Origin of the sequence: Bradyrhizobium sacchari, from assembly GCF_002068095.1 — a bacterium.
Lineage (GTDB): Bacteria > Pseudomonadota > Alphaproteobacteria > Rhizobiales > Xanthobacteraceae > Bradyrhizobium > Bradyrhizobium sacchari.
In genome coordinates this window covers 75732-102501 of record NZ_LWIG01000007.1, presented here as the reverse complement: position 1 = coordinate 102501, position 26770 = coordinate 75732, and the positions used below count along the sequence as shown (strand labels likewise).

Below are 26770 nucleotides of genomic sequence, written 5' to 3'. Positions count from 1 at the left end.
TCAGGAGGAAGTCTGGATTGCTTCGCTGCGCTCGCAATGACGGGCGCTGATACTCTTACGCCCCGATCGCGATTTTCGGCTCGGCGTCCGCGTTGGCGGCCATTTCGCGCAGCGCGCGCCGGTACTCGACCGGCATCACCTTGCGGAATTTGGGCAGCCAGTCCTTCCAGTTGGCAAGGATCTCGGTGGCGCGCTTGGAGCCGGTCGCCTTGGCATGGCGCGAGATCAGGACGTGCAGCCGCTCGACGTCGGAGGCGAGCAGGTTCTTGAACACGTCGACCCGGCCGTGCGCCTCGAGGTCACCGGAGTGATTATAAGTGCCGGCGTTGATCAGCTCTTCCGACAGCACCGGCTCGAGCTCGACCATCGCCATGTTGCACAGCTTGTCGAAGTCGCCGGTCTCGTCGAGCACATAGGCGATGCCACCGGACATGCCGGCCGCGAAGTTGCGCCCGGTCTTGCCAAGCACGACCACGATGCCGCCGGTCATGTATTCGCAGCAATGATCGCCCGCGCCCTCGACCACCGCAACCGCGCCCGAGTTGCGCACGGCAAAGCGCTCGCCGGCGATGCCGCGGAAGTAACACTCGCCCTGGATCGCGCCGTACATCACGGTGTTGCCGACGATGATGCTCTCTTCCGGTACGATTGCCGAGTTCGCCGGCGGCTTGACGATGATCTTGCCGCCCGAAAGCCCCTTGCCGACATAGTCGTTACCTTCACCCTCGAGCTCGAAGGTGACGCCATTGGCAAGCCACGCGCCAAAGGCCTGGCCGGCGGTGCCCTTGAGGCTGACGTGGATGGTGTCCTGCGGCAGGCCGGCATGGCCATAGATCTTGGCGACCGCGCCCGACAGCATGGCGCCGGCGGAACGGTTGGTGCTGTTGATCGTGGCCTCGATCTTCACCGGCGCGCCGCGGTCGAGCGCGGGCTGCGCCTTCTCGATCAGCGTGCGGTCGAGCACCGCCTCCAGATGATGGTTCTGGCGCTCGGAGTGATAGATCTTCTGGCCCTTCTCTTCCTTCTGCTTGACGAACAGCTTCGAGAAATCGAGGCCCTTGGCCTTCCAGTGCGCGACCAGACGGGTCTGGTCGAGCAGCTGAACCTGGCCGACCATCTCGTTGAAGGTGCGGAAGCCGAGCGAAGCCATGATCTCGCGGACTTCCTCCGCAACGAAGAAGAAGTAGTTGATCACGTGCTCGGGCTGGCCGGTGAAGCGCTTGCGCAGGACGGGGTCCTGCGTCGCGACGCCGACCGGGCAGGTGTTGAGATGGCATTTGCGCATCATGATGCAGCCGGCCGCAATCAAGGGGGCGGTGGCGAAGCCGAACTCGTCGGCGCCGAGCAGCGCGCCGATCACGACGTCACGTCCGGTGCGGAAGCCGCCGTCGACCTGGACCACGATGCGGCTGCGCAGCCGCTCGCGCACCAGGGTCTGGTGGGTTTCGGCAAGACCAATCTCCCACGGCGAGCCCGCGTGCTTGATCGAGGTCAGCGGCGAAGCGCCGGTGCCGCCCTCGAAGCCGGCGATGGTGACATGGTCGGCGCGCGCCTTGGCGACGCCCGCCGCGACCGTGCCGACACCGATCTCGGAGACGAGCTTGACCGAAACGTCGCCCGTCGGGTTGACGTTCTTGAGGTCGTAGATGAGCTGCGCCAGGTCCTCGATCGAATAGATGTCGTGGTGCGGCGGCGGCGAGATCAGGCCGACGCCCGGCGTCGAGTGCCGGACCTTGGCGATGGTGGCGTCGACCTTGTGGCCCGGCAGCTGGCCGCCTTCGCCGGGCTTGGCGCCCTGCGCCATCTTGATCTGCATCATGTCGGAGTTGACGAGATACTCCGTGGTGACGCCGAAGCGGCCTGAGGCGACCTGCTTGATCGCCGAGCGCATCGAATCGCCGTTCGGCATCGGCTTGAAGCGGTCGGCTTCCTCGCCGCCTTCGCCGGTGTTCGACTTGCCGCCGATCCTGTTCATGGCGATCGCGAGCGTGGTGTGCGCCTCGCGCGAGATCGAGCCGAAGCTCATCGCGCCCGTGGCGAAACGCTTGACGATCTCCTTGGCCGGCTCGACCTGCTCGAGCGGGATCGGCTTGCGCTTCTCTTCCTCGGCGTTCTTGATCCGGAATAGGCCGCGCAGGGTCAGCAAACGCTCCGACTGCTCGTTGAGGATCTTGGCGAAGGCGCGATAGCGCTCCTGCGAATTGCCGCGCGCGGCGTGCTGCAGCAGCGACACCGATTCGGCGGTCCAGGCATGGTCCTCGCCGCGGCTGCGATAGGCATATTCGCCGCCGACGTCGAGCGCGCCCTTGTAGACCAGCGCCTCGCCGAACGCGTCGGCATGGCGGCGCACGGCCTCTTCGGCGATCTCGGCAAGACCGACGCCTTCGACGCGGGTATGCGTGCCGGCAAAGAACTTCGACACGAAGTCCGCCTTGAGGCCGACCGCGTCGAAGATCTGCGCGCCGCAATAGGACTGGTAGGTCGAGATGCCCATCTTGGACATCACCTTGAGCAGGCCCTTGCCGATCGACTTGATGTAGCGCTTGACGATCTCGTAGTCGTCGAGCGAGCCGGGCAGGCGGTCCTTCATCGCGATGATGGTCTCGAACGCCAGGTACGGATTGATCGCTTCGGCGCCGTAGCCGGCGAGGCAGGCGAAGTGATGCACTTCGCGCGGCTCGCCGGATTCGACGACGAGGCCGACCGAGGTGCGCAGTCCGACGCGGATCAGATGATGATGCACGGCGGCGCAGGCCAGCAGTGCCGGGATCGGCACGCGGTCGGTGCCGACCATGCGGTCGGACAGGATGATGATGTTGACGCCCTCGCGCACCGCGCTTTCAGCGCGCGCACAGAGCTCGTCCAGCACCTGGTCCATGCCGGCCGCGCCGAGACCGGCGTGGAAGGTGGTGTCCAGGGTCCGCGACTTGAAGTGCGACTCGGCCACATCGGAGATCGAGCGGATCTTTTCCAGGTCCGCGTCGGTCAGGATCGGCTGGCGCACTTCGAGGCGCTTGGTCGTGGCCATGCCCTGGAGGTCGAACAGGTTCGGCCGCGGCCCGATGATGGAGACGAGGCTCATCACCAGCTCCTCGCGGATCGGGTCGATCGGCGGATTGGTGACTTGCGCGAAGTTCTGCTTGAAGTAGGTGAATAGCGGCTTTGCCTTGTCCGACAGCGCCGAGATCGGCGTGTCGTTGCCCATCGAGCCCGCGGCCTCTTCGCCCGTAGCCGCCATCGGCGTCATCAGGATGGTGATGTCTTCCTGGCTGTAGCCGAACGCCTGCTGGCGATCCAAAAGCGACAAGTTCGAGCGCACGCCGGTGGTCGGAACCTTCGGCAGCTCTTCCAGCACGATCTGGGTCCGCTCCAGCCACTCCTTGTAGGGATGGCTCTTGGCGAGCTCGGCCTTGATCTCGTCGTCGGGAATGAGACGACCCTGCTCGAGGTCGACCAGCAGCATCTTGCCGGGCTGCAAGCGCCACTTGGTGATGATCTGGTCCTCGGGGATCGTCAGCACGCCCATCTCGGACGCCATCACGATGCGGTCGTCCTTGGTCACGAGATAGCGCGCCGGCCGCAGGCCGTTGCGGTCGAGCGTGGCGCCGATCTGGCGGCCGTCGGTGAAGGCGATCGCGGCGGGGCCGTCCCACGGCTCCATCAGCGCGGCATGGTATTCGTAGAAGGCGCGGCGCTTCTCATCCATCAGGGGATTGCCGGCCCACGCCTCCGGAATCATCATCATGACGGCGTGCGGCAGCGAGTAGCCGCCCTGCACCAGGAATTCGAGCGCGTTGTCGAAGCAGGCGGTGTCCGACTGGCCTTCGTAAGAGATGGGCCAGAGCCGGTTGATGTCCTTGCCGTAGAGCTCGGAGCTCACCGAGGCCTGGCGCGCCGCCATCCAGTTGACGTTGCCGCGCAGCGTGTTGATCTCGCCGTTATGGGCGATCATGCGATAGGGATGCGCCAGCGACCACGCCGGGAACGTGTTGGTCGAGAAGCGCTGGTGAACGAGGGCGAGCGCGCTCTCGAAATCCTTCTCGTGCAGATCGGGATAGTACTTGCCGAGCTGGTCGGCGAGGAACATGCCCTTGTAGATCACGGTGCGGCAGGACATCGAGCACGGGTAATAGCCGGCGAGGCCGCGGTCGCGGCGCTGGTAGATAGCCTGCGAGATCGACTTGCGCAGGATGTAGAGCCGGCGCTCGAACTCGTCCTCGGTCTTGGCGGTGCCGTTGCGGCCGATGAACACCTGCATGCAGGCGGGCTCGGTCGGCTTCACGGTGACGCCGAGCGAGGAATTGTCGGTCGGCACGTCGCGCCAGCCGAGCAGGGTCAGGCCCTCTTCCTTGATCTGGTCGGCGATGATGCTCTTGATGACGTTGCGCCAGGCGGTGTCGCGCGGCATGAACAGCGCGCCAATGGCGTATTCCCCCGGAGCCGGCAGTGCAAAGCCGAGCTCCTTGGCCTTGCGGCTGAAGAAGGCGTGCGGGATCTGCACCAGGATGCCGGCGCCGTCACCGGCGCGCGGGTCAGCGCCGACAGCGCCGCGATGCTCGAGGTTGCAGAGGATGCTCAGCGCGTCAGAGACGATCTCGTGCGACTTCTTGCCCTTGATGTTGGCGATGAAACCGACGCCGCAAGAGTCCTTCTCGAGGCTGGGGTCGTAGAGACCTTCGGCCGGCGGGCGCGAATTGTGTTCCTGAATCGGATCGGTCGTTTTCGAGGCGACCGTCGCCGACAGCTCTTCTGCCACGATGTTTGCGCGCTCGAATTGCGACCCGTTCATTGTTCCTGTCCTCTCCGTGCGGCAAGCTGTCTCACCGCCATCTTCGGCGCACCTTGGGCGTTCCGCGGCACCCGCCTCTGGGTCACCGCTCGTCCGCTGCGAGCCGCATTTTCTTAAATTCAGGCCTAGGCGTTCTTCGTCCCCGAGAACGGCTTTGCCTGTTGCCTTCTTGGCGCTCGAGAGCACCAACTTTCGTTGCAATCCCTATGCCGGAATCGCAAGCAAAATTGAGACAGCTTTCCTGTCCTAACCATCACCTTGCCAAATTTTTGTCTACCACACAAGCGCGCGGAAGTCCCGATTCCCGATATGTCAATCAATCGCTTTCCGAAAGTTGCGCGGCCCCGGTTTTGAAGCAAACGCGCCCTGATCCGGCCCTGCGGACGCCGAATTCCCCAATGAAGCTTCGGATCGACCCTTCGGAAGGCGCGCCACGCCGCAAGAAGCGAAAGAGCGCGCCGCGTCCCGGGTCAGACAGGAGCGTCTTGACCATGAAGTTTTTCACAGGATGTGTGGCTGCCGCCGCGCTGGCACTGGCCATAAGCGCTGCTCAAGGGCAGGTTCCGGCTAACGGTATTGCGGGAGGGGCGGTGATCGCGGTGTCGGACTTCGACGGTCCCTATGCGCCGCCGGAAGCCGCGCTGCCGCCGCGCTACGGCTATGGCTATGACGAGCGTGGTCCGGCCCCGGCACTGCTGCCGCCAACGGAGGTCTACGCGGTCTTGCGCGACAACGGCTTCTCACCGCTCGGCATCCCGCGGCTGCGCGGCAGCGTCTACACCATCGCGGTGATCGACCGCCGCGGCGACGACGGCCGGCTCGTGATCGACGCCCGCGACGGCCGGATCATCCGCTTCATGCCGGCGGCCGATGCCTACGGCATGGCTCCGGCCTATGAGCAGCCCACGGTCGCGCCTTACGGCCCGCAAAGCGCGCTGCCGCCGCCAACCATGATCCGTNCGGCCTCGATCCCGAATGTCGCGAAGCGTACCGTGCCGCTGCCCAAGGCGGCTCCGCCACGCGGCGAGGCGCCGGTCGCGGCGGCGAAGCCGGTCGAGCCAGCGGTGCAGCAGGCCCAGGCGCCGCTGGCTCCGCCTGCGCAGCAAACTGCGGCCGTACAGGCCAAGCCTGCCGAGGCCGCGCCCCCAGTCGGACAGGCCAAGCCTGCTCCGACGATCCAGCCGACGCAGGAGATGCCGGCGGCGCAGGGGCTGGATTGAGCGTTGGACGCGAGAGCGTCACCTCACGAACGGTGTCGCCCCGGCGAAGGCGGGACCCATACCGCGAGGTGCATCGATTGGGCGCGGAGGGAGTACCGAACTCCGAAGCTTCGCCAAACTTCTCCCTGTGGTTATGGGTACCGGCCTCCGCCGGGATGACGTTGGGAAGAGAACAGGGCAAAACAAAAGGCGCCCGAACAACTCGGGCGCCTTTTGCATTCACGCAATCACCTCAACTCCGCGGATACCCCGCAGCGTCCAGGATCAAATTCGCCACCTCCTTCGGGTGCGACACCAGCGAGAGGTGGCCGGCATCGAGCTCGACCGTGGTGGCGTTCATGCGCTTGGCGAGGAAGCGTTCGAAGTCGGGATTGATGGTGTAGTCGTTCTTCGACACCGCGTACCAGCTCGGCTTGCTGTGCCATGCCGCTTCCGTGGTGCGGCCGGCGAAGATCGAGGCCGCTGTCGGCCATTGCACGGCGTAGAGCTCCTTGGCCTGCTCCGGCTTCACGCCATTGGCGAAATACTTCAGGAAGGCGTCTTCCGACAGTTTTGTGTAGCCGTCGCGCTCGACGATGCCGGCGCGTGCGGGGCCGGTCGGAAACTGCTTCGACAGTGCGACGAAATCCTCGTTCGCATCGGGCGCGCGTGCGGCCACATAGACAAGGCCGGTGACTTTCGGGTCGGTGCCGACCTGGCTGATCACGGTGCCGCCCCAGGAGTGCGCGACCAGCACGGTCGGACCATCCTGCTCGGCCAGCGCGCGTTTCGTCGCCTCGACGGAATCGGCAAGCGACGACAGTGGATTTTGCACGGCGGTGACGTTGAGGCCCGCGGCCTGAAGGATCGGGATCACCTCCGACCAGCTAGATCCGTCAGCCCAGGCGCCGTGCACCAGCACGACGTTCTTCGCTTTCACCGTCTGCGGTGTCTGCGCATGAGCAAGGCTGATGGGGGCCGCCAGCAGGCTCGCGGCGACGAAAAGGCTGCGCCAGAAAGTCATGATCGTTCTCCGTGTTCTTGGGTTCGATGCCCAAAGGACGGAGCAAGCGGCCGCGGCGTTACGCGGCTCACCAGTCTGTGATGCGGTGCAGCAGTGAAATGTCTGCAACAAGGTCGCACAGCAATCGGTGTCGTCCTGGCGAAAGCCAGGACCCATTACCCCAGGGAGATGTTTGGCGAAGACCATTCGTTCGGGATTCCTACCGGGCCCATCCGACAGACCTCGCGGTAGGGGTCCTGGCTTTCGCCAGGACGACGCTGGGGAGGCGCCGGGACGACGGCAAAAAACGCCCCGGGGCACCGGGGCGTTTTCGCAACCTGGAAGTCGTGTGCTGCTTAGGCGGCTTGCGCGGCCGAGCTCTCGATCACCTGCGCCTTCGGGGCGCTGGTGTTGATCGCGATCTGGCGCGGCTTCTTGGCCTCGGGAATCTCGCGGACGAGATCGACGTGAAGCAGCCCGTTCTCGAGCGAGGCGTCCTTCACCTGCACGAAGTCGGCAAGCTGGAAGGCGCGCTCGAAGGCGCGCGCGGCGATGCCGCGGTAGAGCACTTCGGATTTCGAGTTCTCGTTGGCGACCTTCTCGCCCTTGATCGTCAGCGTGTTTTCCTTCGCGACGATGGAGAGCTCGTCCTTGGCAAAGCCCGAGACCGCGACGGTGATGCGGTAGGCGTTCTCGCCGGTACGCTCGATGTTGTAGGGGGGATAGCCGGGGCTGCCGTCAGAGCTGGCCTGGTCGAGCAGGTTGAACAGACGGTCGAAGCCGACGGTGGAACGATAGAACGGGGTGAGATCGTAGCTACGCATGGTCAAGTCCTCCATTGAGCGACTGTTGGGTAACCCGCCCGCCATCGGGCCGGGCTTTAGTTCTGTGTGCAGCCTGATGTTCCGGTTCCGAAACACTGGTAGCGGCCTGCACGAAGGTGATATGGGTGGGGTGAGACGGCGTTCAAGAGGGCGGGATAGGCGCCTTTTCGGCGCTCCCGCCACTTGATTTGCAGCACTTTGCGCCCAAGCACCTCCAATCATGACGCTGCTCTCGATCCCGTCCAATCCCGTTCCCGAAAACGTCGTCAGCGGCACCATCAAGACCCCCGATGGCGCCGAGCTGCGCTTTGCGCGCTGGGCGCCGCCGGCGGGCCGCAAGGGCACGGTCTGTGTCTTCACCGGGCGCAGCGAGCAGATCGAGAAATATTTCGAGACCGTGCGTGACCTGCGCGACCGCGGCTTCGCGGTGGCGATGATCGACTGGCGCGGACAGGGCCATTCGTCGCGCCGCCTGCGCGATCCGCGCAAGGGCTATGTGCGCGACTTCTCCGATTTCGAGATCGACGTCGAGACCTTCGTGCAGCAGGTGGTGCTGCCGGATTGCCCGCCACCCTTCTTCGCGCTTGCACACTCCATGGGTGGCACGGTGTTGCTGCGCGTGGCGCATGCCGGCAAGCGCTGGTTCGACCGCATGGTGCTGTCGGCGCCGATGATCGATCTGCCCGGCCGCACCACCGCGCTTCCGGCGCGGACGCTGCTGAGGACGATGCGACTGATGGGAATGGGCGGCCGCTACGTCCCTGGCGGCAGCGATCGCATCACCGGGCTCGACCCCTTCATCAACAATCCCCTGACCAGCGATCCCGTGCGCTATGCGCGCAACGCCGCGATCCTGGAGGAGGACCCGACACTCGGGCTGGCGTCACCGACGGTCGCGTGGGCCGATACCGCCTTCCGCGCGATGCGCACCTTCAAGGGCATGAACTACCCCTCCGAGATCCGCCAGCCGATCCTGATGCTGGCGGCCTCCAACGACACCGTGGTCTCGACCGCGGCGATCGAGGAGTTCGCCTACCATTTGCGCGCCGGCTCGCATCTCGTGATCGCAGGTTCCAAGCACGAGATACTCCAGGAGCAGGACCGCTACCGCTCCCAGTTCTGGGCCGCCTTCGACGCCTTCGTGCCGGGCACGCCGCTGTTCAAGTGAGAAGGTAACGGTGCGCTCCCTCCCTTGAGAGGGAAGGGGCTCCGCGAGGGCGGTGAGAGTTGGACTTGCGCGGAATCCTCATTCTCCGTCATTGCGAGCGCAGCGAAGCAATCCAGAGTCCCTCCGCGAAAAGATTCTGGATTGCTTCGCTGCGCTCGCAATGACGATGTGCATGCAATCCGCCTCTCCCACAGGCGAGGAGAGGCGGCGGACAGCTCACAACGTCTTCAGATACTCGATCAGATCGTAGCGCTCGTTGTCGTCCCTGAACATGCGGCCGATCACGCCGTCGCGTTTCGGCTCGCCCTCCTTGCGCTCGAAGGAATGGCCGAGCACGCTGTTGCCCTGGACCGGCTTGCCGTCGGGGCCGGTCATCGAGAACTGCGTCTCGCCGGTCTTGCAGGGCTCGTCGGCGGTGACCGCGAAGCCGACGGTCACGGGATCATAGTCGCGGCGGCCCATGCAGAATTTTTGCGGGCGCTCGTTCTGCGGCTTCAGCAGCCAGTACAGCGACGGCACCGAGCCGTTGTGCAAATAGGGCGCGGTCGCCCAGATGCCGTTCAGCGGCCGCGCGCGATAGCGTGGCGCGGGCGTCGGATTGAGGCAGTTCTTGCGCGCGAGATTCCACAATTTCGCGCGTTCGGCCTCCGGCGCCTTCTCGTCGTCCATCCACTTGCGGGCGACGAGGTCGACGACGGTCATGAGGCCGAGCGCGTAGACTATCTCGGTCGGCGAGGTGCTGGCGGTCGAGACATCGCATTGCCACCACTTCTGGAGGTCCGCGGTATTCACCTTCAGGAAGCCGGGTACGTCCACGATCCTGTTGCCAAGCACGAGCGACTGTTCGGGATCCGTCTTGATCTCCTTGAGGGGAATCGTGACCGCGTTCAGGACCTTGCTGTCGCCGCTGGGCTCCCAATGCCCCGACGACCAGAACGCCGGGGTGTCGACGGCCGGCAAATGGCAGCCGGAACACATCTCGGCGTAGATCTTGCGGCCATTCTCGACCTTGTCCTTGTTGATCCTCCAGGCGTCGCCGAGAATCTGCGATGGCCATTTCGGCGACAGCAGGCCGCCGAATTTCGGCTCGGCCGCCTTGAACGGATCGGGCCCCCTGAGCATGTCCTCGATCCAGCCGAGCGTCCGGATATGAACGGAGGAGCCCCACAGCCGGTCCTCCGGATAGGCGTCGGACAAATTGAGCAGCGCCGTCACGCCGAGCGCTTCGCCGGCGTTCCGGATCAGCGGCTGCTCGATGGACGCGTCGTATTGGGCGAATTTGAACCACGGCACGGTCCAGATCGCGGGAAAGCTGACCGGCGCGTCCTGGGCATGCAGGTTCTTCTCGAATCCCTTGACCCCGCTCAGCGCGAGATCCTGCGAGAACACCTGGTTGCCGATGCGGTTGAGTGCGTCGAGCCTTCCGAAGCCTTCCTCGGTGTCCTGCTGCTGCCTGCCGTCCCAGGTCTCCTTGTGCTTGATCGTATCGTCGTACGTCTTCTGCCAGTCGATCAGGAAGCTGCCGATCGCACTCAGCTTCTGCTTGAGCGCAGCGCGGTCCGCCTTGCTGGCTTCGCGGCCGAGCACGCGATCGGCAAAGCGGTCGAAGCGGAACGGAACGTACAGCGTGTAGGCGATCGACAGGCCGGTCGCGAGCTCGAGCTTCTTCAGGTCGGTCATTGCCGGACCGCCGTCGAAGCGCACGTCGATGCCCTGATAGTGGATCTGGCCGGTATGGCAGGCCGCGCAGGTCAGCCCGATCTTGTCCTCCTCGCGGCGGCCGGTCGCGGGATCGACCACACCGGTCATCCGTGCGAAGCCGACCGGCAGGCCATCGACGTTCTCGGCAGGNCTCCCGCCTGCGTCGTCTCATAGACGTTGGCGTAGCCAAACTGGCGCAGCGTCGTTGCGTCGGTGTTGATCGATTTCGGGCTCGGGATGAAGCCGTAACGCTCGAGATAGGCGCTGTCCTTCATCATCCCGGGCTGCGAGAACAGGCGAAGGCGCGGCTGCTCCAGCGCCATGAACCATTCATAGGGCACCGGAAAGGTCGCGGTGCCCTGGCTGGCGTGGTGGAACCAGTGGCGGTCCTTCAAGGACCAGTTTTGCTCGAGCCAATAGGCTGCCGTCGTCTCCGGGACCGTGGGCAGGGGCGGCGGCAGGAGCTGCGCGAGGGTGCCCTTCTGCGGCAGCATGGCGCGAACCTGGTTGGGGAATTCGGCGATCGCAACGACGGCGACAAGACCGGCAGCGAGAACGGCCGTCACGATCCCGAGCGCCCAGCGAAACCTGAGTGCGCAGCTCGACAGCAGCGGCTGGGATACGATCCGCTGGTTGATGCGGTCGGGAAATCTCCGCTCGTTGAGCAGCGTGCGCACGTCGGCGACGCTGAGATAGCGCTCCTTCGCCCGATCCTCCTTGCCCATGATCTTCAGCAGGATCGGCCATTCGAACTTCATCAGCAGCGGGTAGTACCAGCGCGCGGCACTGCCGGCGCGCTTGAGATTGTCGCGCATGAAGGTCTTGATTTCCGCGGCGTTGAGGCCGGGCTCGCTGCTGCCGGTGTCGGGATCGGTGTAGCTCCGGCCGAAGCTCTGAAGGCGCGCGATCTCGGCCTCGTTGACCTTGCCATCAACCTCGAGGATGCGCGAGCCGGCGCCGTGCTTGTCAAGCGGACCGTTGCGCAATGCATCGAGCTGCGCTCCCGACCACATGCTCTTCAGGATGTGGCCAAATCCGTTGGCGATGAGCGCAACGCCACGGACCTGGATGCGGGCCCACGTCTTTTTCAGCCCCGTCTCGCCGCTCGCATTCGCGATGGTCTGCGACAGCGTGTTGAGCGGTACGGTCCCGCCGTCGACGAAGCCTTCGCCGACGAGGCCGCGCAGGAACGGACAGGGATTGTTCGGCGAGACCTGGATCGAGGGGACCGAGGGCTTCGAGGCGGGATCATGCATGGCCCAAAATCCTGAAAACGACGAATCGCGAAACGCGGATGCGCCGATCAAGCGCGGAAAGTCCTAACAAACCGACAGCAGGCTATACTACCTGAGCGTGTGACGAAATGTGGCCGAATTCACTGTCCTGTCAATAAGTGCAGGCGTGAGGTCGCAAAGGGATGTGTGAAAGGGGGTATCGAGGGGCCGCGGACCGCCGGTCACGACTCGGCGGCGCGCTTCACGTCGCTCTGGACCAGGGTCAGCTTGCCGAGCGGCACGCCGGCCTTCAGCAAGCCCTCGCGGTAATGGGCGAGATTCTCGGGCCGCTTCCAGTGGAAATTGCGCAGGTGACGGTCGACGTTCAGGGTCGGGTAGTTGGCCATGAGCACCTTGGTGGCCTCGTCAGCCTCGCCGGTCCGGCCCAGTTGCGCCAGCGCTGCGGCGCGGATCGCCAGCGCCTGCATGTGGTTCGGGTTGATGTAGAGCTGCTCGCGGGCCCATGACAGGGTCGCGTCATATTGCCTCAAGAGATAGTGGCTGAAGGCGTTCAGCGCGGCCCATTGGTAGCGCGGATCGCTGTTGTCGCGCTGCGCCGCCATCGAGAACAGCTCAATCGCCTCGCGGTGCTCGCCGATGACGAAATGGCAGATGCCGAGCACGCCGCGTGCGCCGTTGTCGTAGGGATTGAGCGCGACCGCGCGCTTGGCGGCGTCCATCGCGGCCTCGTAATGTCCCTCCATCGCATGGGCCCAGGACAGGATCGAGAACGCGAAGGAGGAGCGGGGGTCGAGCCGGACGCTGGTCTCGGCGAGATTCATCGCCTCGGCCCACATCTCCCGCGTGCCCTTGACCCAGCCGAACTGGATGCTCTGGATCTGGATGGTGGCGAGATAGGCGTGCGCGATCGACAGTTTGGGATCGAGCCTGATGGCCTCCCGGAACAGGTCGACGGCGGTGGCCAGATCTTCCTTGGTCTGCCGGTAGTAATGGGACAGCCCCTTGAGGAAGCGGTCCCAGGCGGTGACGTCGGTCGAGAGACGCGCCGGCGCCGAGGCCTCGGCCCGGACGATCTCGGTGGCGATGGCGGCGGAAAGATTGGTGGTGATCTCGTCCTGCATGGCGAACAAATCGCCGATGTCGCGGTCGTAGCGCCCGGTCCAGAGCTGCTCGCCGGTCTCCGGCGCGATCAGCTCGGCGGTGACGCGGATCTTGGCGCCGGCGCGCCGCACCGAGCCCTGGATCAGATAGGTGGCGTCGATCTCGCGCGCGATCAGGCGCGTGCTCAAATTCTTGCCCTTGAAAGCGAAGGTCGAGTTGCGGCTCAGCACGCGATAGAAGGATTGCAGTGACAGCGCGTGGATCAGATCCTCGGTGAGGCCGTCGGAGAAATATTCGTCCTGGGCGTCGCTGAGATTGGCGAAGGGCAGCACGCCGACGATCGCCGTGCGGTACTGCTGCGAGAGGGCCGACGCCTCCCTCAGCTCGGGCGCGAGCGCCGGCGCGCCTTCGGGCGTCCAGGTAAAGACCCCGACTGCGTCCTTGATGTTCTTGAAGCGGTGATTGCCGGCATCGGTCAGCGGCAGGTTGAGGTGCTTGCCGGCCTCGCGATAGGCCTTGGCCGAGATGGCGAAGCCGCCCGGGCTCGCCACGGATTCGAGGCGGACGGCAATGTTGACATCGTCACCAAAGACCTCGTCCTCGTCGGCGATGACATCGCCCATATGGATGCCGAGCCGGAACTGCATGGCGCGATCGGCCGGAAGATGGTGGTTGCGCTCCGCCATCAGCGTCTGCATCGCGATCGCCGCCTCGGTGGCGCCGACGATGGAGGCGAACTCCAGCAGGAAGCCGTCGCCGGTGTTCTTCACGACGCGGCCGCCATGATTGAGGATGATGGGATGAATCGCGGCGCGATGGGCCTTGAAGGCGGCATGGGTGCCGGCCTCGTCGCTGCCCATCATTCGCGAATAGCCGGCGACATCGGCGCAGACGATGGCGGCCAGACGTCTTTCCATATCCACGGAGCTCCAAGGGACTTTATAAAGGACTTGGCAGGGGACCTGGGACCGGCCACGGCGTGGCCAGTCGCCTCGAATCCTGCATTTCAAGAACCCTGCCTTTATAGAGCAGATGATGCCGAGTGAAAGTATGATCCGCATTGCAAATTCGAAGTAAATCCTAGGCAGTCCTGGCGGTAGACGGGGACGGTCGAACCGACTAAGCCCGCTCCTGAGGGCCGCAAGGCGGGCCGGGCGGGGGCATTTCAGATGCTGGGCATTCACGAAATCTGGCTCTTCATCCTGTCGGGCATACTGCTCAACATCACTCCCGGGCCTGATAGCGTCTATGTGATCGGCCGCAGCATGCAGATGGGCTGGCGGGGCGGGGCTGCAGCCGCTTTCGGCATCAGTTGTGGCTGTTTTTTCCATGTCGCGGGCGCGGCGATCGGGCTTTCGGCCCTGCTGATGGCCTCATCGACCGCCTTCTCGATCCTGAAGCTGGTCGGCGCTGCCTATCTGGTCGTCACCGGCCTCCAGATGCTGTGGTCGCGCCCGGTGCTGGCTGCAGTCGGGGACCAGGGCGAGCGGAGCTCGCTGCGCCGGGTTTTCCTGCAGGGCGTCTTCACCAACGCGCTGAATCCCAAGGTCGCGCTGTTCTTCCTGGCTTTCCTGCCGCAATTCGTCGCAGCCGATGCGCCCCATAAACCGCTCGCCTTCCTGACGCTCGGCCTGGTCTTCATCTTCACGGGAATATTGTGGTGCCTGATGCTCGCCGCGTTCGCGGCCAAGGCCGCCCATCGCCTGCGGAGCTCTGAGAGTGTGATCGCCTGGGTCAACCGCGCGCTCGGCGGCCTCTTCATCTATCTCGGCATTCGCGTCGCCATGATGGAGAGCCGGTAACTCGTTCGAACGAATGAGGGAGCGGTCCGATCGAGGCTGGGCCCGGGAGGTTTCGATGATTCGTGGAAGCTGTCTGTGCGGCGCCGTGCGTTTCGAGATCGACAAGGTCCGGGCACTGACCCACTGCCATTGCGGCAATTGCCGCAAGCTGACCGGTGCGGCCTTTGCCACCTACGCCCATGTCGACGCCGACAAGTTTCGCTTCGTGGCGGGCGAGGACATGACGGTGTCTTACGAATCCGCGCCGGGCAGTTTCCGCCATCGCTGCAACACCTGCGGCTGCTTGACGCCGGGCAAGGCGAGCTATCTGCCGACCGTCAGCATTCCCGCCGGCCTGCTCGACGACGATCCGCAAGTCAGGCCCCGCCTTCACGTCTTCACCTCGTCGCGCGCGCCGTGGTGGACGATCCAGGACGATCTGCCCCAGCACGACAAATGGGTGCCGGGTTACGAGCCGAAACCTTGAACTTCTGAGGCGCCGCGCGGCTATTTGATTTGTGTGTTTGCGACCGGGAAGATCGACGCGACAAACCAGCTGCTTCCCTCGCGAACGAACGTTTGGCTGATCAGAAAAACGTCGTCCCGCGGCGGCTTGCCCGGAAGGCCGCGCGTGAAGAGGATGGGGACGAGAATCTGCATGACGTCATTTGACATCGTGGCTGCGTGAAACTGCGACATGTCGGGTTCCAGATGCCAGGTGCCCTCGTAATATTCCTTGAAGCGGGCGGCGACTGCGTCGGCCCCTTTGGTTTGGACGCCTCGCGTGACCGAAAGCATATCGGGCGAATTCCACAGCATCGCTCGCACGTCGCTCGCGTTATGTGCATTCTGCGCAGCCACGAACTGCAAAAAGACCGCGCGCGCCTGCGCTTCGTCGGCGGCCGCTGAGGCTCGTCCACTTGATGCTGCCGTCATGACGACAAGGAGCAGTGCCGCCACGGCGGGCCGAAAGCGACCGATGAGCGCAAAAAGCCGTAACACGGCAGCGATGATCGAATTCCTGGAATGGTTCATATTGGGCCCGTCCTGTTTTCGCGCGGGCCGAGCAAGGTCGTATCCCTGTTCAGCCAATCGGCCGGCGCAAGAGGCGCCCACGCCGCCACGATTGCAAGCTGGCGACTCTGTGTGATCGTTCGAACTTGAAAGGGCGTGAAGCAACGCGAGGCTAACCCAATTCGCGTTCTTCCTACGCGAACTCCTTCGCCAGCGCGCTGCCGGCGAGATAAAGGCCGAGCAGGATCATCGCGATCAGGAACCAGCGGCGAAACGCTTCGGCCGGCATCCGCGCCCGCACCGACTGGCCGATGAACATGCCGGCAAAGGCCATGGTGAGGCCGATGGCGCCGGGCACGGCATTGGCCGGTGTCAGCAAGCCGCCGGCGGTGAGGTTGAAGGCTAGCGCCAGCGTCGCTGTGGTGAAGAACACGCCGAGCGCCTGCACCAGCTCGTCCTTCTCCATGCCGATCGCCTGCATGAACGGCATCGAGGGGATCACCTGCACGCCGGTCGAGGCCGAGATCACGCCGGTGATGACGCCGACCACACCGCCGACCCATTTCTCGTTCCTGGGCGCGACGCGGAAATGGAACTTGTTCAGCCCGATCACGGCATAGATCACGAGCAGCACGCCGAGCACGACCGTGCCGTAGCGCGCATGTGGGCCGGTCAGCGCGCCGGCATTGAGCCAGCAGCCGATCACGGTGCCGATCATCAGCGGCCACAGCCGTCGCAGGATGTCGCGCAGATAGGGGCCGACGAAGGTCTGCCAGATATTGGTGACGATCGCCGGCACGATCACAATGGCGATGGCGCGGCTGGGCGCCATGTTCACCGCAAGCAGGCCCATGGAGACGGTCGGCAGCCCAAGCCCGATCACGCCCTTGACGAATCCGGCGACCAGGAAGACGGCGGCGATGACAATGAGAAGCGGGTCGATCATGCCGGCCACATTGACCGATGCCGCGATCCGGCACAATCTGGAGGTTACGGAGACAGCCTTCGTCAGCTACGAAGCCTGGAGCGCGATCCTGCAAAGTGTGGAGCGGTTTTCCGAAAGAATTGTGCTCAACCAACAGGGGTGGAGGCCTGCCATGCGTTTCGATCTCGTCGATCTCCAGCTCTTCATCGCGGTGGCCGACCAGCGCAGCATCACGCGCGGCGCGGAGCGGTCGCACCTGGCGCTGGCCTCGGCCAGCGCGCGCATCAAGGGCCTGGAGGACGCGCTCGGCGTCGCGCTGCTCAAGCGCGGGCGCCGCGGCGTCGAGTTGACCGCGGCCGGCGAGAGCCTGCTCGATCATGCCCGGCTCGTGATTCACCAGATCGATGCCATGCGCGGCGATCTCGCCGGCTATGCCAGCGGCGTGCGCGCCAGCGTGCATTTCCTCGTCAACACCTCGGGCCTTTCGGAGCACCTGCCCAAGGCGCTCGCCGGCTTCCTGCGCGAGCATCGCGACGTCGCCATCGACATCGAGGAGCGCGAGAGCACCGACATCGCGGCCGCGATCACCGCGGGGGCCGCTGATCTCGGCTTCGCCGCCGAGCACGCGCTGCCCGACCATATCGAGCGCTTCGTGTTCAGCGAGGATCACCTGACATTGGTGACGTCGCGGCGCGGCCCGTTCGCCGGCCGCCGCCAGATCGATTTTCAGGAGACGGGCGCTTGCGACTTCGTCGGGCTCACCAGCGCCACCGCGCTCCAGATGCACATTTCGAAGCACGCCGCCCGGCTCGGCATGCGCCCGCATTATCGCGCGCGCCTGCGCGACTTCGACGCGATCTGCCAGATGGTTGCCGCCGACGTCGGCATCGCGCTGGTGCCGATATCCGCAGCCCGCCGCTGCGCCAGGCTGATGCCGCTCGCCATGGTCCGCCTGCGCGATGCCTGGGCCAACCGCAAGCTCGTGATCTGCGCGCGAAGCTTCAAGACGCTGCCAAGGCCTGCGAAGATGCTGGTGGAGCATCTAAGGGCAGAGGCGGTGTGAGATGGGTGTGTGCTGATGTCACCCCCGCGCTGTGGCTGCGTGTCCCACTCTGCTCCCTCCCCCCTTGCGCCTGTCGTGTTGCGAGGTCGAGAGCTACTTCGCCGTCTCCACCCCGGCGTCCTTGATCACCTTTGCCCATTTCGCGGTCTCATCCGCGATGAATGAGCGAAAATGCTCCGGCTCGTCGCCGACCAGCGTCGCGCCTTGCGCGGCGAGCTTTTCCTTTACCGCCGGATCCGCCATCGCCTTCGTCGCCAGGGCATGCAGCGCCGTGACGATCTCCCTCGGCGTGCCTTTTGGGGCGACCATGCCGTACCAGTTCTCGACGCGCAGATCGGGAAAACCCGCTTCCGAAAGAGTCGGCACGTCGGGCGCCGTGGCTGCACGTTCGGCGGAGCCGACCGCGATCGGCCTCAACGCGCCCGCCTTGACCTGCGGCAGCAGCACGGGAAGATCGAGGAAGGTCATCTGCACTTGCTGGCCAAGCAGATCGTTTACCGCGGGCGCGGCGCCGCGATAGGGCACGTGCACGATGTCGATCCTGGCCGTCAGCTTGAACAATTCGCCGGCGAGATGCGGCAGGCTGCCGGGGCCGGAGGAGGCGAAGTTGAGTTTTCCCGGCTGAGACTTGGCGAGCGCAATCACTTCGCTGATGTTGCTCGCAGGCACATTGGTGGCGACCACAAGCATCTCTGGCACGGTCGCAACCAGCGTCACCGGCGTCAGGTCGGTTTGAGGGTCGTAGGCGACCTGCTCCATGCTCGGGCTGATTGCGAGCGCGCCGGCCGAGGAGATCGCGATGGTGTAGCCGTCGGGCGCGGCCTTGGAAACCGCATCTGTGCCGAGCACGCCGCCTTGGCCGCCGCGATTGTCGATCAGTACCGGCTGCCCTGACAACTCCGACATGCGCTGGCCGATCACCCGCGCGATGATGTCATTGGGCCCGCCCGCCGGGAACGGCACGATCAGCTTGATCGGTTTTGCCGGAAAATTCTGCGCCGACGCCAATGACGGCACTAGCAGGAATAATCCCAGAAACAATTCAACGAGAAGCCTGCGTGAGATGGTCATGCAAGCCTCCCGCTCGCGCTTGTTATTGATTGAGCAGCCTCAAGGCTTCTTCGTGAACTCTTGCGTCGCCGGCGGCGACGATGCGGCCGCCGCCCTGGGCCGGCTTGCCTTCCCAGGTGGTGACGACGCCGCCGGCGCCGGTCACGATCGGGATCAGGGCCGCGATATCGTAGGGCTTCAGTTCGGTCTCGACCACGAGATCGACATGGCCGGCCGCCAGCATGCAATAGGAGTAGCAGTCGCCGCCATAGCGCGACAGCCGCGCGCCCTGCTCGATGCGGCCGAAGATGGCGCGGTCACGCTCGTTCATCAGCAGCGGCGAGGTGGTGTAGGTGGTGGCCTCCGCGAGCGAAGCGCAGCGGCGGACCTGGAGCCGGCGCTCGCCGGAGGGTCCCCTGTAATTGGCGGAGCCGTTGTCGCCGGAAAAGCGCTCGCCGATGAAGGGCTGGTGCATCATGCCGTAGACCGGCGTGCCCTTGTGCAGCAGCGCGATCAGCGTGCCCCAGATCGGAAAGCCGCCGATGAAGGATTTGGTGCCGTCGATGGGGTCGAGCACCCAGACGTAGTCGGCGTCCTCGCGCTCATTGCCGAATTCCTCGCCAACGATGCCGTGCTGGGGGAAGCTCGCCTTGATCAGCCGCCGCATCACCGCTTCGGCCGCGCGGTCGGCCTCCGTCACGGGGTCGAAATCCTTGGTCTTGCTCTTGTCGTCGATCGACAGCGAGGTGCGAAAGAACGGCAGGATGGTTTCGCCAGAGGCGGTGGCGAGCCGTCCGATGAAGGCGGAGAAGTCGATCACCGTCACGGTGAGTTCCTCAAAGCGAAAGTCAGTGTGAAGCTCGCTCCTGCCTAGCTCAAATCGCCTCCCGCGTGCAGCGCTGACTTGATTTGCACCCTGGTATTTTGGATGCCGGAGGGGCTGCCCCAGGTCAGTCATATGCTGGACAAATATCGATCACGGAGTTGAAAACTTAGTTCCGAATATGCCTTGTTCGTATGCAAATGACTATCAACCCATTGAAATTCCTTATCAAAGAAACTGAATCCAGGTTTCTCTTAAAGCAATTGAGCCATGTGCGTATTGCATGGGAATCGGCGCAAAAGGCCTTGCACTTTGTGCGTCGCGGCCGCATATTGTTGCGGTGCGGTAGCGCTCTGCGTTACCGCTGCCCTCCTTGGGCGTTTCCTCCCTAGACTTGGGCCGCTTCTTCATCAGAAGCGGCCCTTTTTTCTGGGCCTCTGTTTTCATTTCAAAGCGCGAAGCGATACGAAGCGCAAACGCGTTTGCGCTCGATACGCGCGCCGAGCGCGCGCGAAGAAAAGCTGTCGTCTATTCCGCCGCGGCCTGGAACGGCCCGAGATCTCCGAACGGGATCGTGGTCGCCAGCACGTCGGCGAGCACCGCGAAGTCGGAGGCAACTTGCGCGAAGCGCGGACCGCGCTCGCGCCGCCGCTCGTCCATGTAGATCGCGCGGTTGAGCTCGAGCTGCACCGCGTGCAGGCCGCTTGCGGGGTTGCCGTAATGCTCGGTGATGAAGCCGCCGGCATAGGGCTTGTTGCGGCCGATCGAATAGCCGAGCCCCGTCATGGTCTCCTCGACCCGGTCGGGCAGCAGCGGCGTGCAGCTGGTGCCGTAGCGGTCGCCGATCACGACATCGGGCCGGCGCGGCTCGTCCCTGCTGACGCCGACCGACGGCATCGAATGGCAGTCGACCAGCACCACCGTGCCGAACATCTGGTGCACCTTGTTGATGAGCCGGCGCAGCGCGCGATGGTAGGGCTTGTAAAGCGTCTCGATCCGCCCCAGCGCATCGTCGACCAGGATGCGGTCGCGGTAGATCTCCTGGCCGTCGCCGACCACGCGCGGAATGGTGCCGAGGCCGCCGGCGACCCGCATCGAGCGGGTATTGGCAAAGCTCGGCAGGCGGCCCGTGAACATGCGGGGGTCGAGCTCATAGGGCTCGCGATTGACGTCGACATAGGAGCGCGGAAAGTTGACCCGCACGGTCGGAAAGCCCCGATCGCTCAAATGGCCGATCAGCTCGTCCATGAAGGAGTCTTCCGAGCGCCGCAGAGTCGGCAGGTCGATCCGCGATGCTGCCAGGAAGTCATCCGGATAGGTCGAGCCGGAATGGGGCGAGTTGAAGATGACAGGCGCGCGCCATTCTGCGGGCTCCACAATCTCGAATGCTGGCGACGTCTCGCCGTCAAACCGGGTCATCTTCTCAGGCTTCGTCCCTTACTCAGGCTTCGCCCCTTTGGCGGCGCACGATCCGGCATGTCCCCGGATCGAATGATTCGGCCGGTCGAGCGGCTCTTATGTGTCGTCATTGTCCGGAATCGCAACCATTCTGCCAAGCGAAAAGATGTGACGGACGCTGGAACATGTCTTAACCCTGCGGGCATCGGGGTGGGGACCGGCAGGTCCAGCGCGATTGATTCGGGGCCCATTCAGGTTCACAAAGAGCCGGCAGCGCAGCCGGCCCATGGTAAAGATTTTCACCCCAAATTTACCCTCTGTCGGGCTTAGTGACCTCTGCTGATATCCTCTGGGGATTCGACGTTTCCTGCCATGCCAAAGATCCTGCTCGCCGAAGACGACAACGACATGCGCCGTTTCCTGGTCAAGGCGCTGGAAAACGCCGGTTTTCAGGTCTCGTCCCATGACAACGGCATGGCCGCCTATCAGCGGCTGCGGGAAGAGCCGTTCGAGATGCTGTTGACCGACATCGTGATGCCGGAAATGGACGGCATCGAGCTCGCCCGCCGGGCCTCGGAACTCGACCCCGACATCAAGATCATGTTCATCACCGGCTTTGCCGCGGTGGCCCTGAACTCGGATTCGGACGCCCCCAAGAACGCCAAGGTGCTGTCCAAGCCCGTGCATCTGCGCGAATTGGTCAGCGAAGTGAACAAGATGCTGGCGGCCTAAATCGGCCCCGTTCCGTCCTTGCGCCGGGTCCCCTGAGCCGTTATAGGGACCCCACCGAGAAATGACCTCTAGGGCACGTAGCTCAGCGGGAGAGCACTACCTTGACATGGTAGGGGTCACAGGTTCGATCCCTGTCGTGCCCACCATCTTCTTCAATGACTTAGGCGCCCCGCGCCAGAGGCCTGAAGGGGTGGTTTCCAAGAGATTTCCACCTTGCGGTCTGCCGCTTCCTACAGGGCCCGCGGTAACGGGATGGCGGACGAGAAAACATTGTCCGGATCGTAGCGGTGCTTTGCTTCCATCAATCGTTTCGCATTGCTCCCATAACTATGCCGGGCGCGAGCGGGATCGTTGGGGCCGAGCAAGTTTGGATATCCGCCAGGCAGCGCCGCCGCGAACGTCTGGCGAGTGGTGCGCGCCCAGTGTCGATGCCTTAGCTCGTCATCAGCGTCGGTCCGGTCTGGAAACATCGCGAGCATCTCCACTAGCAGGTGATCGCGGCGGAGACCGAAAGCCGTCGCGGCCTCCGGGACATGGGATGCCGCGCCCCGGAACTCGTGGGTGAAAATGGCGCAGCCCGGCGACACCGCCGCTTCCATCGCATCGACGAACGTGTCGATGCATCTACGGTCGAACACCGGCAACGAGCACGTCTCCATCACTGCCCGCAATCCGTTGACGAGGTAGGGATCGAACACGCCGAGTAGAGCGCCGTAGGATTTTCTTTCGATCCGGCCGGCGAGCACGGTCCCAAGCCTGAGAAAGGGTTCGAGCTTCGCCTCGCCTGCTTCCAGTCGGCCGCTCCAGGTTGGAATCAACATGACCGCAGCCTGGCCCGAGGGATCGGCGACGAGCCCCGCCTGCACCGTCAACTCATCCGGTGCCGACGCCGTCAACGAAGCGCACCCTTCGAGTACGGCGTGCGCCTCGGCAAAGGGATAGACCAGCAGACCGGAAAGGACGTCCGGCAAGTCATGTACGCGGTGACGCATCTGCGTGACCACACCGAAATTGCCGCCGCCGCCCCGTAGCGCCCAGAACAGGTCGGCGTTGTTGTCGTCATCCGCAGACACGATTCGTCCGTCTGCCAGCACCACCTGCGCGGCGAGCATATTGTCGAGCGCGAGCCCGAAACGCCCGATCAAAGGGCCGTAGCCACCTCCGAGCGTGAGCCCGGTCATCCCGACGCAGGAGACGGCGCCCGCCACGACAGCAAGGTCGGCGGGGTCCGTCACCGCCGTGACGTCGGCAGCGCGGGCGCCACCGGCAATCGTGACGAAGCGATGGTCGGAGCCGAGCACCACGTGTCGCATCTTGCTCAAGTCAATTACGATGCCATTGCAGAGAGCCCGGCCAGCCCAGTCGTGGCCGCCGCCGCGAACCGAAAGCGGCAGCCCGTGCTCGCGCGCGGCACGAATGGCGGCCTGCACGTCGGCAGCGGATTCGCAGTGCACGACGGCCCGAGGCGAAACGTCGGTCTGTTTTGCCCAGAGACTGGTTGCGGCGACATAGCCTTCGCTCCCAGGCAACGAGACGCGCCCGGCGATTTTGCCACTCAGGCCCAGGAACGCGCTTTGGACGGAATCCGACATGGTCTTGCCTCCGTTGATTCGCGCGAGCGGAACACCTGGCGCGACTGACGGCCGGTTTACGGAGAAACGGACTGACGTTCGTGAAGATTCCTGCTCTTTTGCAGGAGCAATCAGGCAAGCTCAGAGGGCGCGACGCCGTGTACACGGCGGACCCACCGCGATAGATGGCTTTGATCTGCAAAGCCGGTCTCGGCGGCAATTTCAGCAAGTCCCATGCGTCCGTCGCGCATGTGCTGGATCGCCGCCTGAAGACGAAGATGGACCACGTAGCGATACGGCGTCATGCCGACGGAGCGCGCGAACACACGCGAGAAATGGAACTCACTGCGGCCGATCAGTGCGGCAAGCTCGGCCACCTGAATCGGCTCTGCGATGTGGGCAAACACATAGTCCCTGATACGTCGCAGCGCGTACGGGCCCAGCCTGCCGCGGGATGAAGGGAGCGGAATCGACGTATGGCCAGTCAGAAGACGATCGATGAGACGACTCGCAGCCTCATTCCAGAACAAAGGGCCGCGTGGATAGCCGTCCGCAACCTCTGATTCCAGCTGCCGCGCCGCCCGCAGAAGATATTCATCGTATCCAGAGACGCGCGCGCGCAGTTCTGCGTCCAGGACATGATCTTCTGCCGACGCCAGCGCGAGCCGACGCGGATCAACCGCGATGAGCAGCACGTCCATTGATTGGTTGCTTTCAGCCTCACAATAGATACCTGCGGGACCAATCGCGAGCGCGCCGGCCGTCGCGTTCTGTTTCGCGTGTAGCCCGTCCATGCGGCATTCAATCTGCACAGACGGCGACATTTGAAAGTAGATCAGATGCTGGTGCGCAGTCGCGCTGAAATGGACTCCGCCCTCAAACCGTGCGCGAAATGCAAGCACGCCGCTCTCGCCGCGAGATCGTTCAGTGTAGAGCAGTTGTGGAGGTTGGCCATCCTTCTGTGCCCAGCGAATCTTTCCGAGTTCCCTCATCGTAGCGAAAGCCCTGTTGAAAAGCGCAGCGAATATGCCCGCTAATTGAGGTGTGGAGACCTGTGCGGAAAGGTTCATGACGCACAAGTGAGAGCGCGTGATCGCCGCCGATCCGGATGTTGCCTCACAGCGCCGCTGACTCGGGGAAACCCAGTCGGTTCAGCCAAACACCAGCCGCTTTAGAAGGTCGCGGCCATTGCAGCGAGGTGTTGATGGGCCCTTGCGCGGGCGGCATCGATCGGCTGCTGCGGTCCTGTGGTCGGACCGATCGTTACGAACCGGACATTGCTGATGCCGATGAAGCGAAGGATTTCCCGCAGGTAGGGCGTCGCCATGTCGACGCAGCCGCGGTTCATGCCGGTGGCAAAATCGCTGCCGCTGGCGATGATCACCAGCGTCGGTCGGTCCTTCAGCAGCGGGAGATAGCCCTGCGACGGATCGAACTGAAAGGTGAGACCGGGCTGGACGATGATGTCGAACCACTGCTTGAGCTTGTAGGGAATGCTGAAGTTCCACATCGGGGTCGAGATCAGCACCCGATCGGCGAGCGAGAAGCGCAGCGCCATGCGCTCTGCCTCGGCAAAGCCGTCGCGCTGCGCATCGGTGAAGGCCTGAGCCTTCATGCGCGCGTACTTGGCCTCGACGATGGCGCCCGTGAACTCCGGCATCCTTTCCCGCCAGACGTCCACGACATCGACATCCCAATCCGGGCGAGCCTTGTGGAAGCCGTCAAGGAAGACGCGCGCGCCAGCGGCCGACTCGGACTCGGCGCGGGGCGAGCAGGACAGATGCAGGAGCTTCGCCACGGCTCATCCCAGCGCTCTGATGACGGTATCGGCCCTGGTCACGATCGCGACGTTCTGCATGGCAAAATTGATCGAGGCGTTGTGCCAGTCGGTATTCATGGTCGAGCAGCAATCCTCGGGCACGATCATGAAATAGCCCTTGTCGGCGCCGGTGCGGGCGGTGTGCTCGACCGACATGTTGGTCCAGGCGCCGGTATTGATGATCATGTCGCGGCCCGTGGCTTTCAGGATCGTCTCCAGCCGCGTGCCCTCCCAGGCGCTCATCCGCATCTTCTCGACGACGAAATCGCCGGGCCGCGGCTCGAGGCCGGAGACGGGCGCCGCGCCCCAGCTTCCCCGCACCATCGCCTTGCTGTCCACGAGCCCCTCGAACAGCGGGGCGTTGAGCGTGACGCCGGGCGCGCCGGGCTCGACGACGAACCAGACGTGGATGATGGCAACGCCCCGCGCGCGTGCGGCTTCCGCGAGGCGCCGGACATTCTCGACCACACGCTGCTGCTTCGCATGGTCAGGCGCGCCGGACTCGGCGAAGGCGCCGCCGTCCATGATGACGTCGTTCTGGAGATCCTGGATGATCATGGCGCAACGCTGCGGATCGAGCCGCATCTCGCCCTCGGCGAGAATCGGTGAGGCCGGTGACGAGCTTGGGCCTGCGCCGCCGCCGGCGCGCCGCCCGCTCATATAGGGCTCGTGACGCGGGCCGACCCGGGTCGGGATCGCGTACACCGAATGGGTCGATGTGAGATAAAGTGTGCGGAAATCCGGGCCGCCCCAGGCGAGGTTGGCGACCAGCTCCGGTACGCGGACCTTGCCGAGCAGTTCGCCGCGCGGCGAATAGACCCAGACGCCGCCGGGCGCGGTGACCCAGAGGTTGCCGTGCTGGTCACATTTCATGCCGTCGGGCAGGCCGGGTTCAAGCTCGGACTTGATGCCGCTCGCGAACACGCGTGCGCTCGAGAGCGTGCCGTCGGCATTGACGTCGAACACGCGGATCAGGGCCTGCACGGTGTCGTTGACATAGAGCAGCTTCTCGTCGGGCGAGAAGCACAGCCCGTTCGGCTGCTCGAACAGATTTCGCTCGACCACCAGCTTCGGCTCGCCGCCCGGCATGACGCGATAGACGCCCTGGAAGCCGAGCTGGCGCGGCCGCTCGACGCCATAGACAGGCATCCGCCCATACCAGGGGTCCGAGAAATAGATCGCGCCCGATGAGTGCACGCAGACGTCGTTCGGGCTGTTGAGCTCTTGGCCGCCAAAATGCGAAGCCAGCACCTCGCGCCGTCCGTCCGCACGTTCACGGACGAGCGACGAGGTCGCGTGCTCGCAGATGATCAAATTGAGCTCGGCGTCATAGGTCATGCCGTTGCACTTGTTCGACGGGCGCTTGACCTCAACCACGCCGCGCCGCGCATCCCAGCGCCGGCGCACGTCGCCTGGCATGTCCGAGAACAGCAGATAATGATCGACCGGATGCCAGATCGGTCCTTCCGTGAAATCGAAGCCGGTGCCGATCTGCGCGACCGGCGCGTAGGGGTCGATCAGGTTCTCGAATTCGCTTCGCAGGGTGACATGCGTCATCGGTCGATCCTCGGACG

At 64.4% G+C, this 26770-nt stretch carries 18 protein-coding genes, 1 tRNA gene and 4 pseudogenes; 8 read left to right on the top strand and 15 right to left on the bottom strand.

What is annotated here, in order from left to right; all coding sequences use genetic code 11:
• Nucleotides 1–55: 55 nt before the first annotated feature.
• The gene (gene gltB / locus A5906_RS06895; RefSeq protein WP_080134501.1) at nucleotides 56–4789 is read right to left on the bottom strand and encodes a glutamate synthase large subunit; all 4734 of its coding nucleotides are present in this window, start codon (nucleotides 4787–4789) and stop codon (nucleotides 56–58) included.
• A 491-nt stretch (nucleotides 4790–5280) separates the two neighbouring features.
• Between gltB and A5906_RS43995 the strand changes: the two are divergent.
• Together A5906_RS43995 and A5906_RS43990 are read left to right on the top strand one after the other, a co-directional pair.
• Nucleotides 5281–5748 (top strand): annotated as a pseudogene (locus tag A5906_RS43995) (hypothetical protein); the annotation flags it as partial.
• Nucleotide 5749: 1 nt separating this feature from the next.
• Nucleotides 5750–6009: pseudogene (locus A5906_RS43990) on the top strand (hypothetical protein); the annotation flags it as partial.
• A gap of 232 nt (nucleotides 6010–6241) precedes the next feature.
• Here A5906_RS43990 and A5906_RS06885 read toward each other — a convergent pair.
• The gene (locus tag A5906_RS06885) at nucleotides 6242–7012 is read right to left on the bottom strand and encodes an alpha/beta fold hydrolase (RefSeq protein ID WP_080134500.1); all 771 of its coding nucleotides are present in this window, start codon (nucleotides 7010–7012) and stop codon (nucleotides 6242–6244) included.
• A 335-nt stretch (nucleotides 7013–7347) separates the two neighbouring features.
• Nucleotides 7348–7815: an Hsp20 family protein gene (locus tag A5906_RS06880; RefSeq protein ID WP_080135202.1), complete on the bottom strand. Its 468-nt coding sequence runs from the start codon at nucleotides 7813–7815 to the stop codon at nucleotides 7348–7350.
• Nucleotides 7816–8035: 220 nt separating this feature from the next.
• Here A5906_RS06880 and A5906_RS06875 point away from each other — a divergent pair, with 220 nt between their 5' ends.
• Complete coding sequence (locus tag A5906_RS06875) at nucleotides 8036–8983, top strand: alpha/beta fold hydrolase (protein WP_080134499.1); 948 nt, start codon at nucleotides 8036–8038, stop codon at nucleotides 8981–8983.
• 216 nt (nucleotides 8984–9199) lie between these two features.
• Here the strand turns inward: A5906_RS06875 and A5906_RS43985 are convergent.
• The 3 genes and pseudogenes from A5906_RS43985 to A5906_RS06865 all read right to left on the bottom strand — a co-directional run.
• Nucleotides 9200–10834: pseudogene (locus A5906_RS43985) on the bottom strand (di-heme-cytochrome C peroxidase); the annotation flags it as partial.
• A 1-nt stretch (nucleotide 10835) separates the two neighbouring features.
• A pseudogene (locus tag A5906_RS43980) lies at nucleotides 10836–11940 on the bottom strand (di-heme-cytochrome C peroxidase); the annotation flags it as partial.
• A 200-nt stretch (nucleotides 11941–12140) separates the two neighbouring features.
• Nucleotides 12141–13937 carry an adenylate/guanylate cyclase domain-containing protein gene (locus A5906_RS06865; protein WP_080134498.1) on the bottom strand — a complete coding sequence of 599 codons (1797 nt, stop codon included), beginning with the start codon at nucleotides 13935–13937 and terminating at the stop codon, nucleotides 12141–12143.
• 252 nt (nucleotides 13938–14189) lie between these two features.
• Here A5906_RS06865 and A5906_RS06860 point away from each other — a divergent pair, with 252 nt between their 5' ends.
• Together A5906_RS06860 and A5906_RS06855 are read left to right on the top strand one after the other, a co-directional pair.
• Complete coding sequence (locus A5906_RS06860; protein WP_080134497.1) at nucleotides 14190–14822, top strand: LysE family translocator; 633 nt, start codon at nucleotides 14190–14192, stop codon at nucleotides 14820–14822.
• A 55-nt stretch (nucleotides 14823–14877) separates the two neighbouring features.
• Complete coding sequence (locus A5906_RS06855) at nucleotides 14878–15288, top strand: GFA family protein (protein WP_080134496.1); 411 nt, start codon at nucleotides 14878–14880, stop codon at nucleotides 15286–15288.
• Nucleotides 15289–15308: 20 nt separating this feature from the next.
• Here the strand turns inward: A5906_RS06855 and A5906_RS06850 are convergent, their stop codons facing one another.
• On the bottom strand, nucleotides 15309–15836 hold the full coding sequence (locus A5906_RS06850; protein ID WP_080134495.1) for a DUF4440 domain-containing protein: 528 nt from the start codon (nucleotides 15834–15836) through the stop codon (nucleotides 15309–15311).
• A 172-nt stretch (nucleotides 15837–16008) separates the two neighbouring features.
• Nucleotides 16009–16761 (bottom strand): sulfite exporter TauE/SafE family protein, encoded by a 753-nt coding sequence (locus A5906_RS06845; protein ID WP_080135201.1) that lies wholly within the window; start codon nucleotides 16759–16761, stop codon nucleotides 16009–16011.
• A gap of 151 nt (nucleotides 16762–16912) precedes the next feature.
• Between A5906_RS06845 and A5906_RS06840 the strand changes: the two genes are divergently transcribed.
• Nucleotides 16913–17803 carry a LysR substrate-binding domain-containing protein gene (locus tag A5906_RS06840; RefSeq protein WP_080135200.1) on the top strand — a complete coding sequence of 297 codons (891 nt, stop codon included), beginning with the start codon at nucleotides 16913–16915 and terminating at the stop codon, nucleotides 17801–17803.
• 93 nt (nucleotides 17804–17896) lie between these two features.
• Here A5906_RS06840 and A5906_RS06835 read toward each other — a convergent pair whose 3' ends face one another.
• The 3 genes from A5906_RS06835 to A5906_RS06825 all read right to left on the bottom strand — a co-directional run bounded on the left by A5906_RS06835 (nucleotide 17897) and on the right by A5906_RS06825 (nucleotide 21095).
• A complete protein-coding gene (locus A5906_RS06835) occupies nucleotides 17897–18874 on the bottom strand; it encodes a Bug family tripartite tricarboxylate transporter substrate binding protein (RefSeq protein ID WP_080134494.1) in 978 nt (325 codons plus the stop codon).
• Nucleotides 18875–18896: 22 nt separating this feature from the next.
• Entirely contained in the window at nucleotides 18897–19679 is a 783-nt protein-coding gene (hisN, locus tag A5906_RS06830; RefSeq protein WP_080134493.1) for a histidinol-phosphatase, read from the bottom strand.
• Between the two features lie 525 nt (nucleotides 19680–20204).
• The gene (locus A5906_RS06825; protein WP_080134492.1) at nucleotides 20205–21095 is read right to left on the bottom strand and encodes an N-formylglutamate amidohydrolase; all 891 of its coding nucleotides are present in this window, start codon (nucleotides 21093–21095) and stop codon (nucleotides 20205–20207) included.
• A gap of 351 nt (nucleotides 21096–21446) precedes the next feature.
• On the opposite strand from A5906_RS06825, the gene cpdR reads away from it, so the two are divergent.
• A complete protein-coding gene (gene cpdR, locus A5906_RS06820; protein ID WP_007597092.1) occupies nucleotides 21447–21806 on the top strand; it encodes a cell cycle two-component system response regulator CpdR in 360 nt (119 codons plus the stop codon).
• Between the two features lie 71 nt (nucleotides 21807–21877).
• Nucleotides 21878–21952, top strand: a tRNA-Val gene (locus tag A5906_RS06815).
• Between the two features lie 84 nt (nucleotides 21953–22036).
• Here A5906_RS06815 and A5906_RS06810 read toward each other — a convergent pair.
• The 4 genes from A5906_RS06810 to A5906_RS06795 all read right to left on the bottom strand — a co-directional run bounded on the left by A5906_RS06810 (nucleotide 22037) and on the right by A5906_RS06795 (nucleotide 26753).
• Nucleotides 22037–23398 carry an FAD-binding oxidoreductase gene (locus A5906_RS06810; protein ID WP_080134491.1) on the bottom strand — a complete coding sequence of 454 codons (1362 nt, stop codon included), beginning with the start codon at nucleotides 23396–23398 and terminating at the stop codon, nucleotides 22037–22039.
• Nucleotides 23399–23508: 110 nt separating this feature from the next.
• Entirely contained in the window at nucleotides 23509–24447 is a 939-nt protein-coding gene (locus A5906_RS06805) for a helix-turn-helix domain-containing protein (RefSeq protein WP_080134490.1), read from the bottom strand.
• Nucleotides 24448–24548: 101 nt separating this feature from the next.
• Nucleotides 24549–25175: an FMN-dependent NADH-azoreductase gene (locus A5906_RS06800; RefSeq protein WP_080134489.1), complete on the bottom strand. Its 627-nt coding sequence runs from the start codon at nucleotides 25173–25175 to the stop codon at nucleotides 24549–24551.
• A 3-nt stretch (nucleotides 25176–25178) separates the two neighbouring features.
• Nucleotides 25179–26753: an isochorismatase family protein gene (locus A5906_RS06795; RefSeq protein WP_080134488.1), complete on the bottom strand. Its 1575-nt coding sequence runs from the start codon at nucleotides 26751–26753 to the stop codon at nucleotides 25179–25181.
• Nucleotides 26754–26770: the final 17 nt, after the last annotated feature.

Excerpts from the sequence above, each read along its gene's own strand:
- A5906_RS06865 (WP_080134498.1), bottom strand. The coding sequence starts at position 13,937 with ATGGAAAGACGTCTGGCCGCCATCGTCTGCGCCGATGTCGCCGGCTAT.
- A5906_RS06810 (WP_080134491.1), bottom strand. The coding sequence starts at position 23,398 with ATGTCGGATTCCGTCCAAAGCGCGTTCCTGGGCCTGAGTGGCAAAATC.
- A5906_RS06875 (WP_080134499.1), top strand. The coding sequence starts at position 8,036 with ATGACGCTGCTCTCGATCCCGTCCAATCCCGTTCCCGAAAACGTCGTC.
- A5906_RS06860 (WP_080134497.1), top strand. The coding sequence starts at position 14,190 with ATGCTGGGCATTCACGAAATCTGGCTCTTCATCCTGTCGGGCATACTG.
- A5906_RS06850 (WP_080134495.1), bottom strand. The coding sequence starts at position 15,836 with ATGAACCATTCCAGGAATTCGATCATCGCTGCCGTGTTACGGCTTTTT.
- cpdR (WP_007597092.1), top strand. The coding sequence starts at position 21,447 with ATGCCAAAGATCCTGCTCGCCGAAGACGACAACGACATGCGCCGTTTC.
- A5906_RS06880 (WP_080135202.1), bottom strand. The coding sequence starts at position 7,815 with ATGCGTAGCTACGATCTCACCCCGTTCTATCGTTCCACCGTCGGCTTC.
- A5906_RS06845 (WP_080135201.1), bottom strand. The coding sequence starts at position 16,761 with ATGATCGACCCGCTTCTCATTGTCATCGCCGCCGTCTTCCTGGTCGCC.
- A5906_RS06795 (WP_080134488.1), bottom strand. The coding sequence starts at position 26,753 with ATGACGCATGTCACCCTGCGAAGCGAATTCGAGAACCTGATCGACCCC.
- A5906_RS06885 (WP_080134500.1), bottom strand. The coding sequence starts at position 7,012 with ATGACTTTCTGGCGCAGCCTTTTCGTCGCCGCGAGCCTGCTGGCGGCC.
- A5906_RS06835 (WP_080134494.1), bottom strand. The coding sequence starts at position 18,874 with ATGACCATCTCACGCAGGCTTCTCGTTGAATTGTTTCTGGGATTATTC.
- A5906_RS06805 (WP_080134490.1), bottom strand. The coding sequence starts at position 24,447 with ATGAACCTTTCCGCACAGGTCTCCACACCTCAATTAGCGGGCATATTC.
- A5906_RS06855 (WP_080134496.1), top strand. The coding sequence starts at position 14,878 with ATGATTCGTGGAAGCTGTCTGTGCGGCGCCGTGCGTTTCGAGATCGAC.
- A5906_RS06825 (WP_080134492.1), bottom strand. The coding sequence starts at position 21,095 with ATGACCCGGTTTGACGGCGAGACGTCGCCAGCATTCGAGATTGTGGAG.
- A5906_RS06840 (WP_080135200.1), top strand. The coding sequence starts at position 16,913 with ATGCGTTTCGATCTCGTCGATCTCCAGCTCTTCATCGCGGTGGCCGAC.
- gltB (WP_080134501.1), bottom strand. The coding sequence starts at position 4,789 with ATGAACGGGTCGCAATTCGAGCGCGCAAACATCGTGGCAGAAGAGCTG.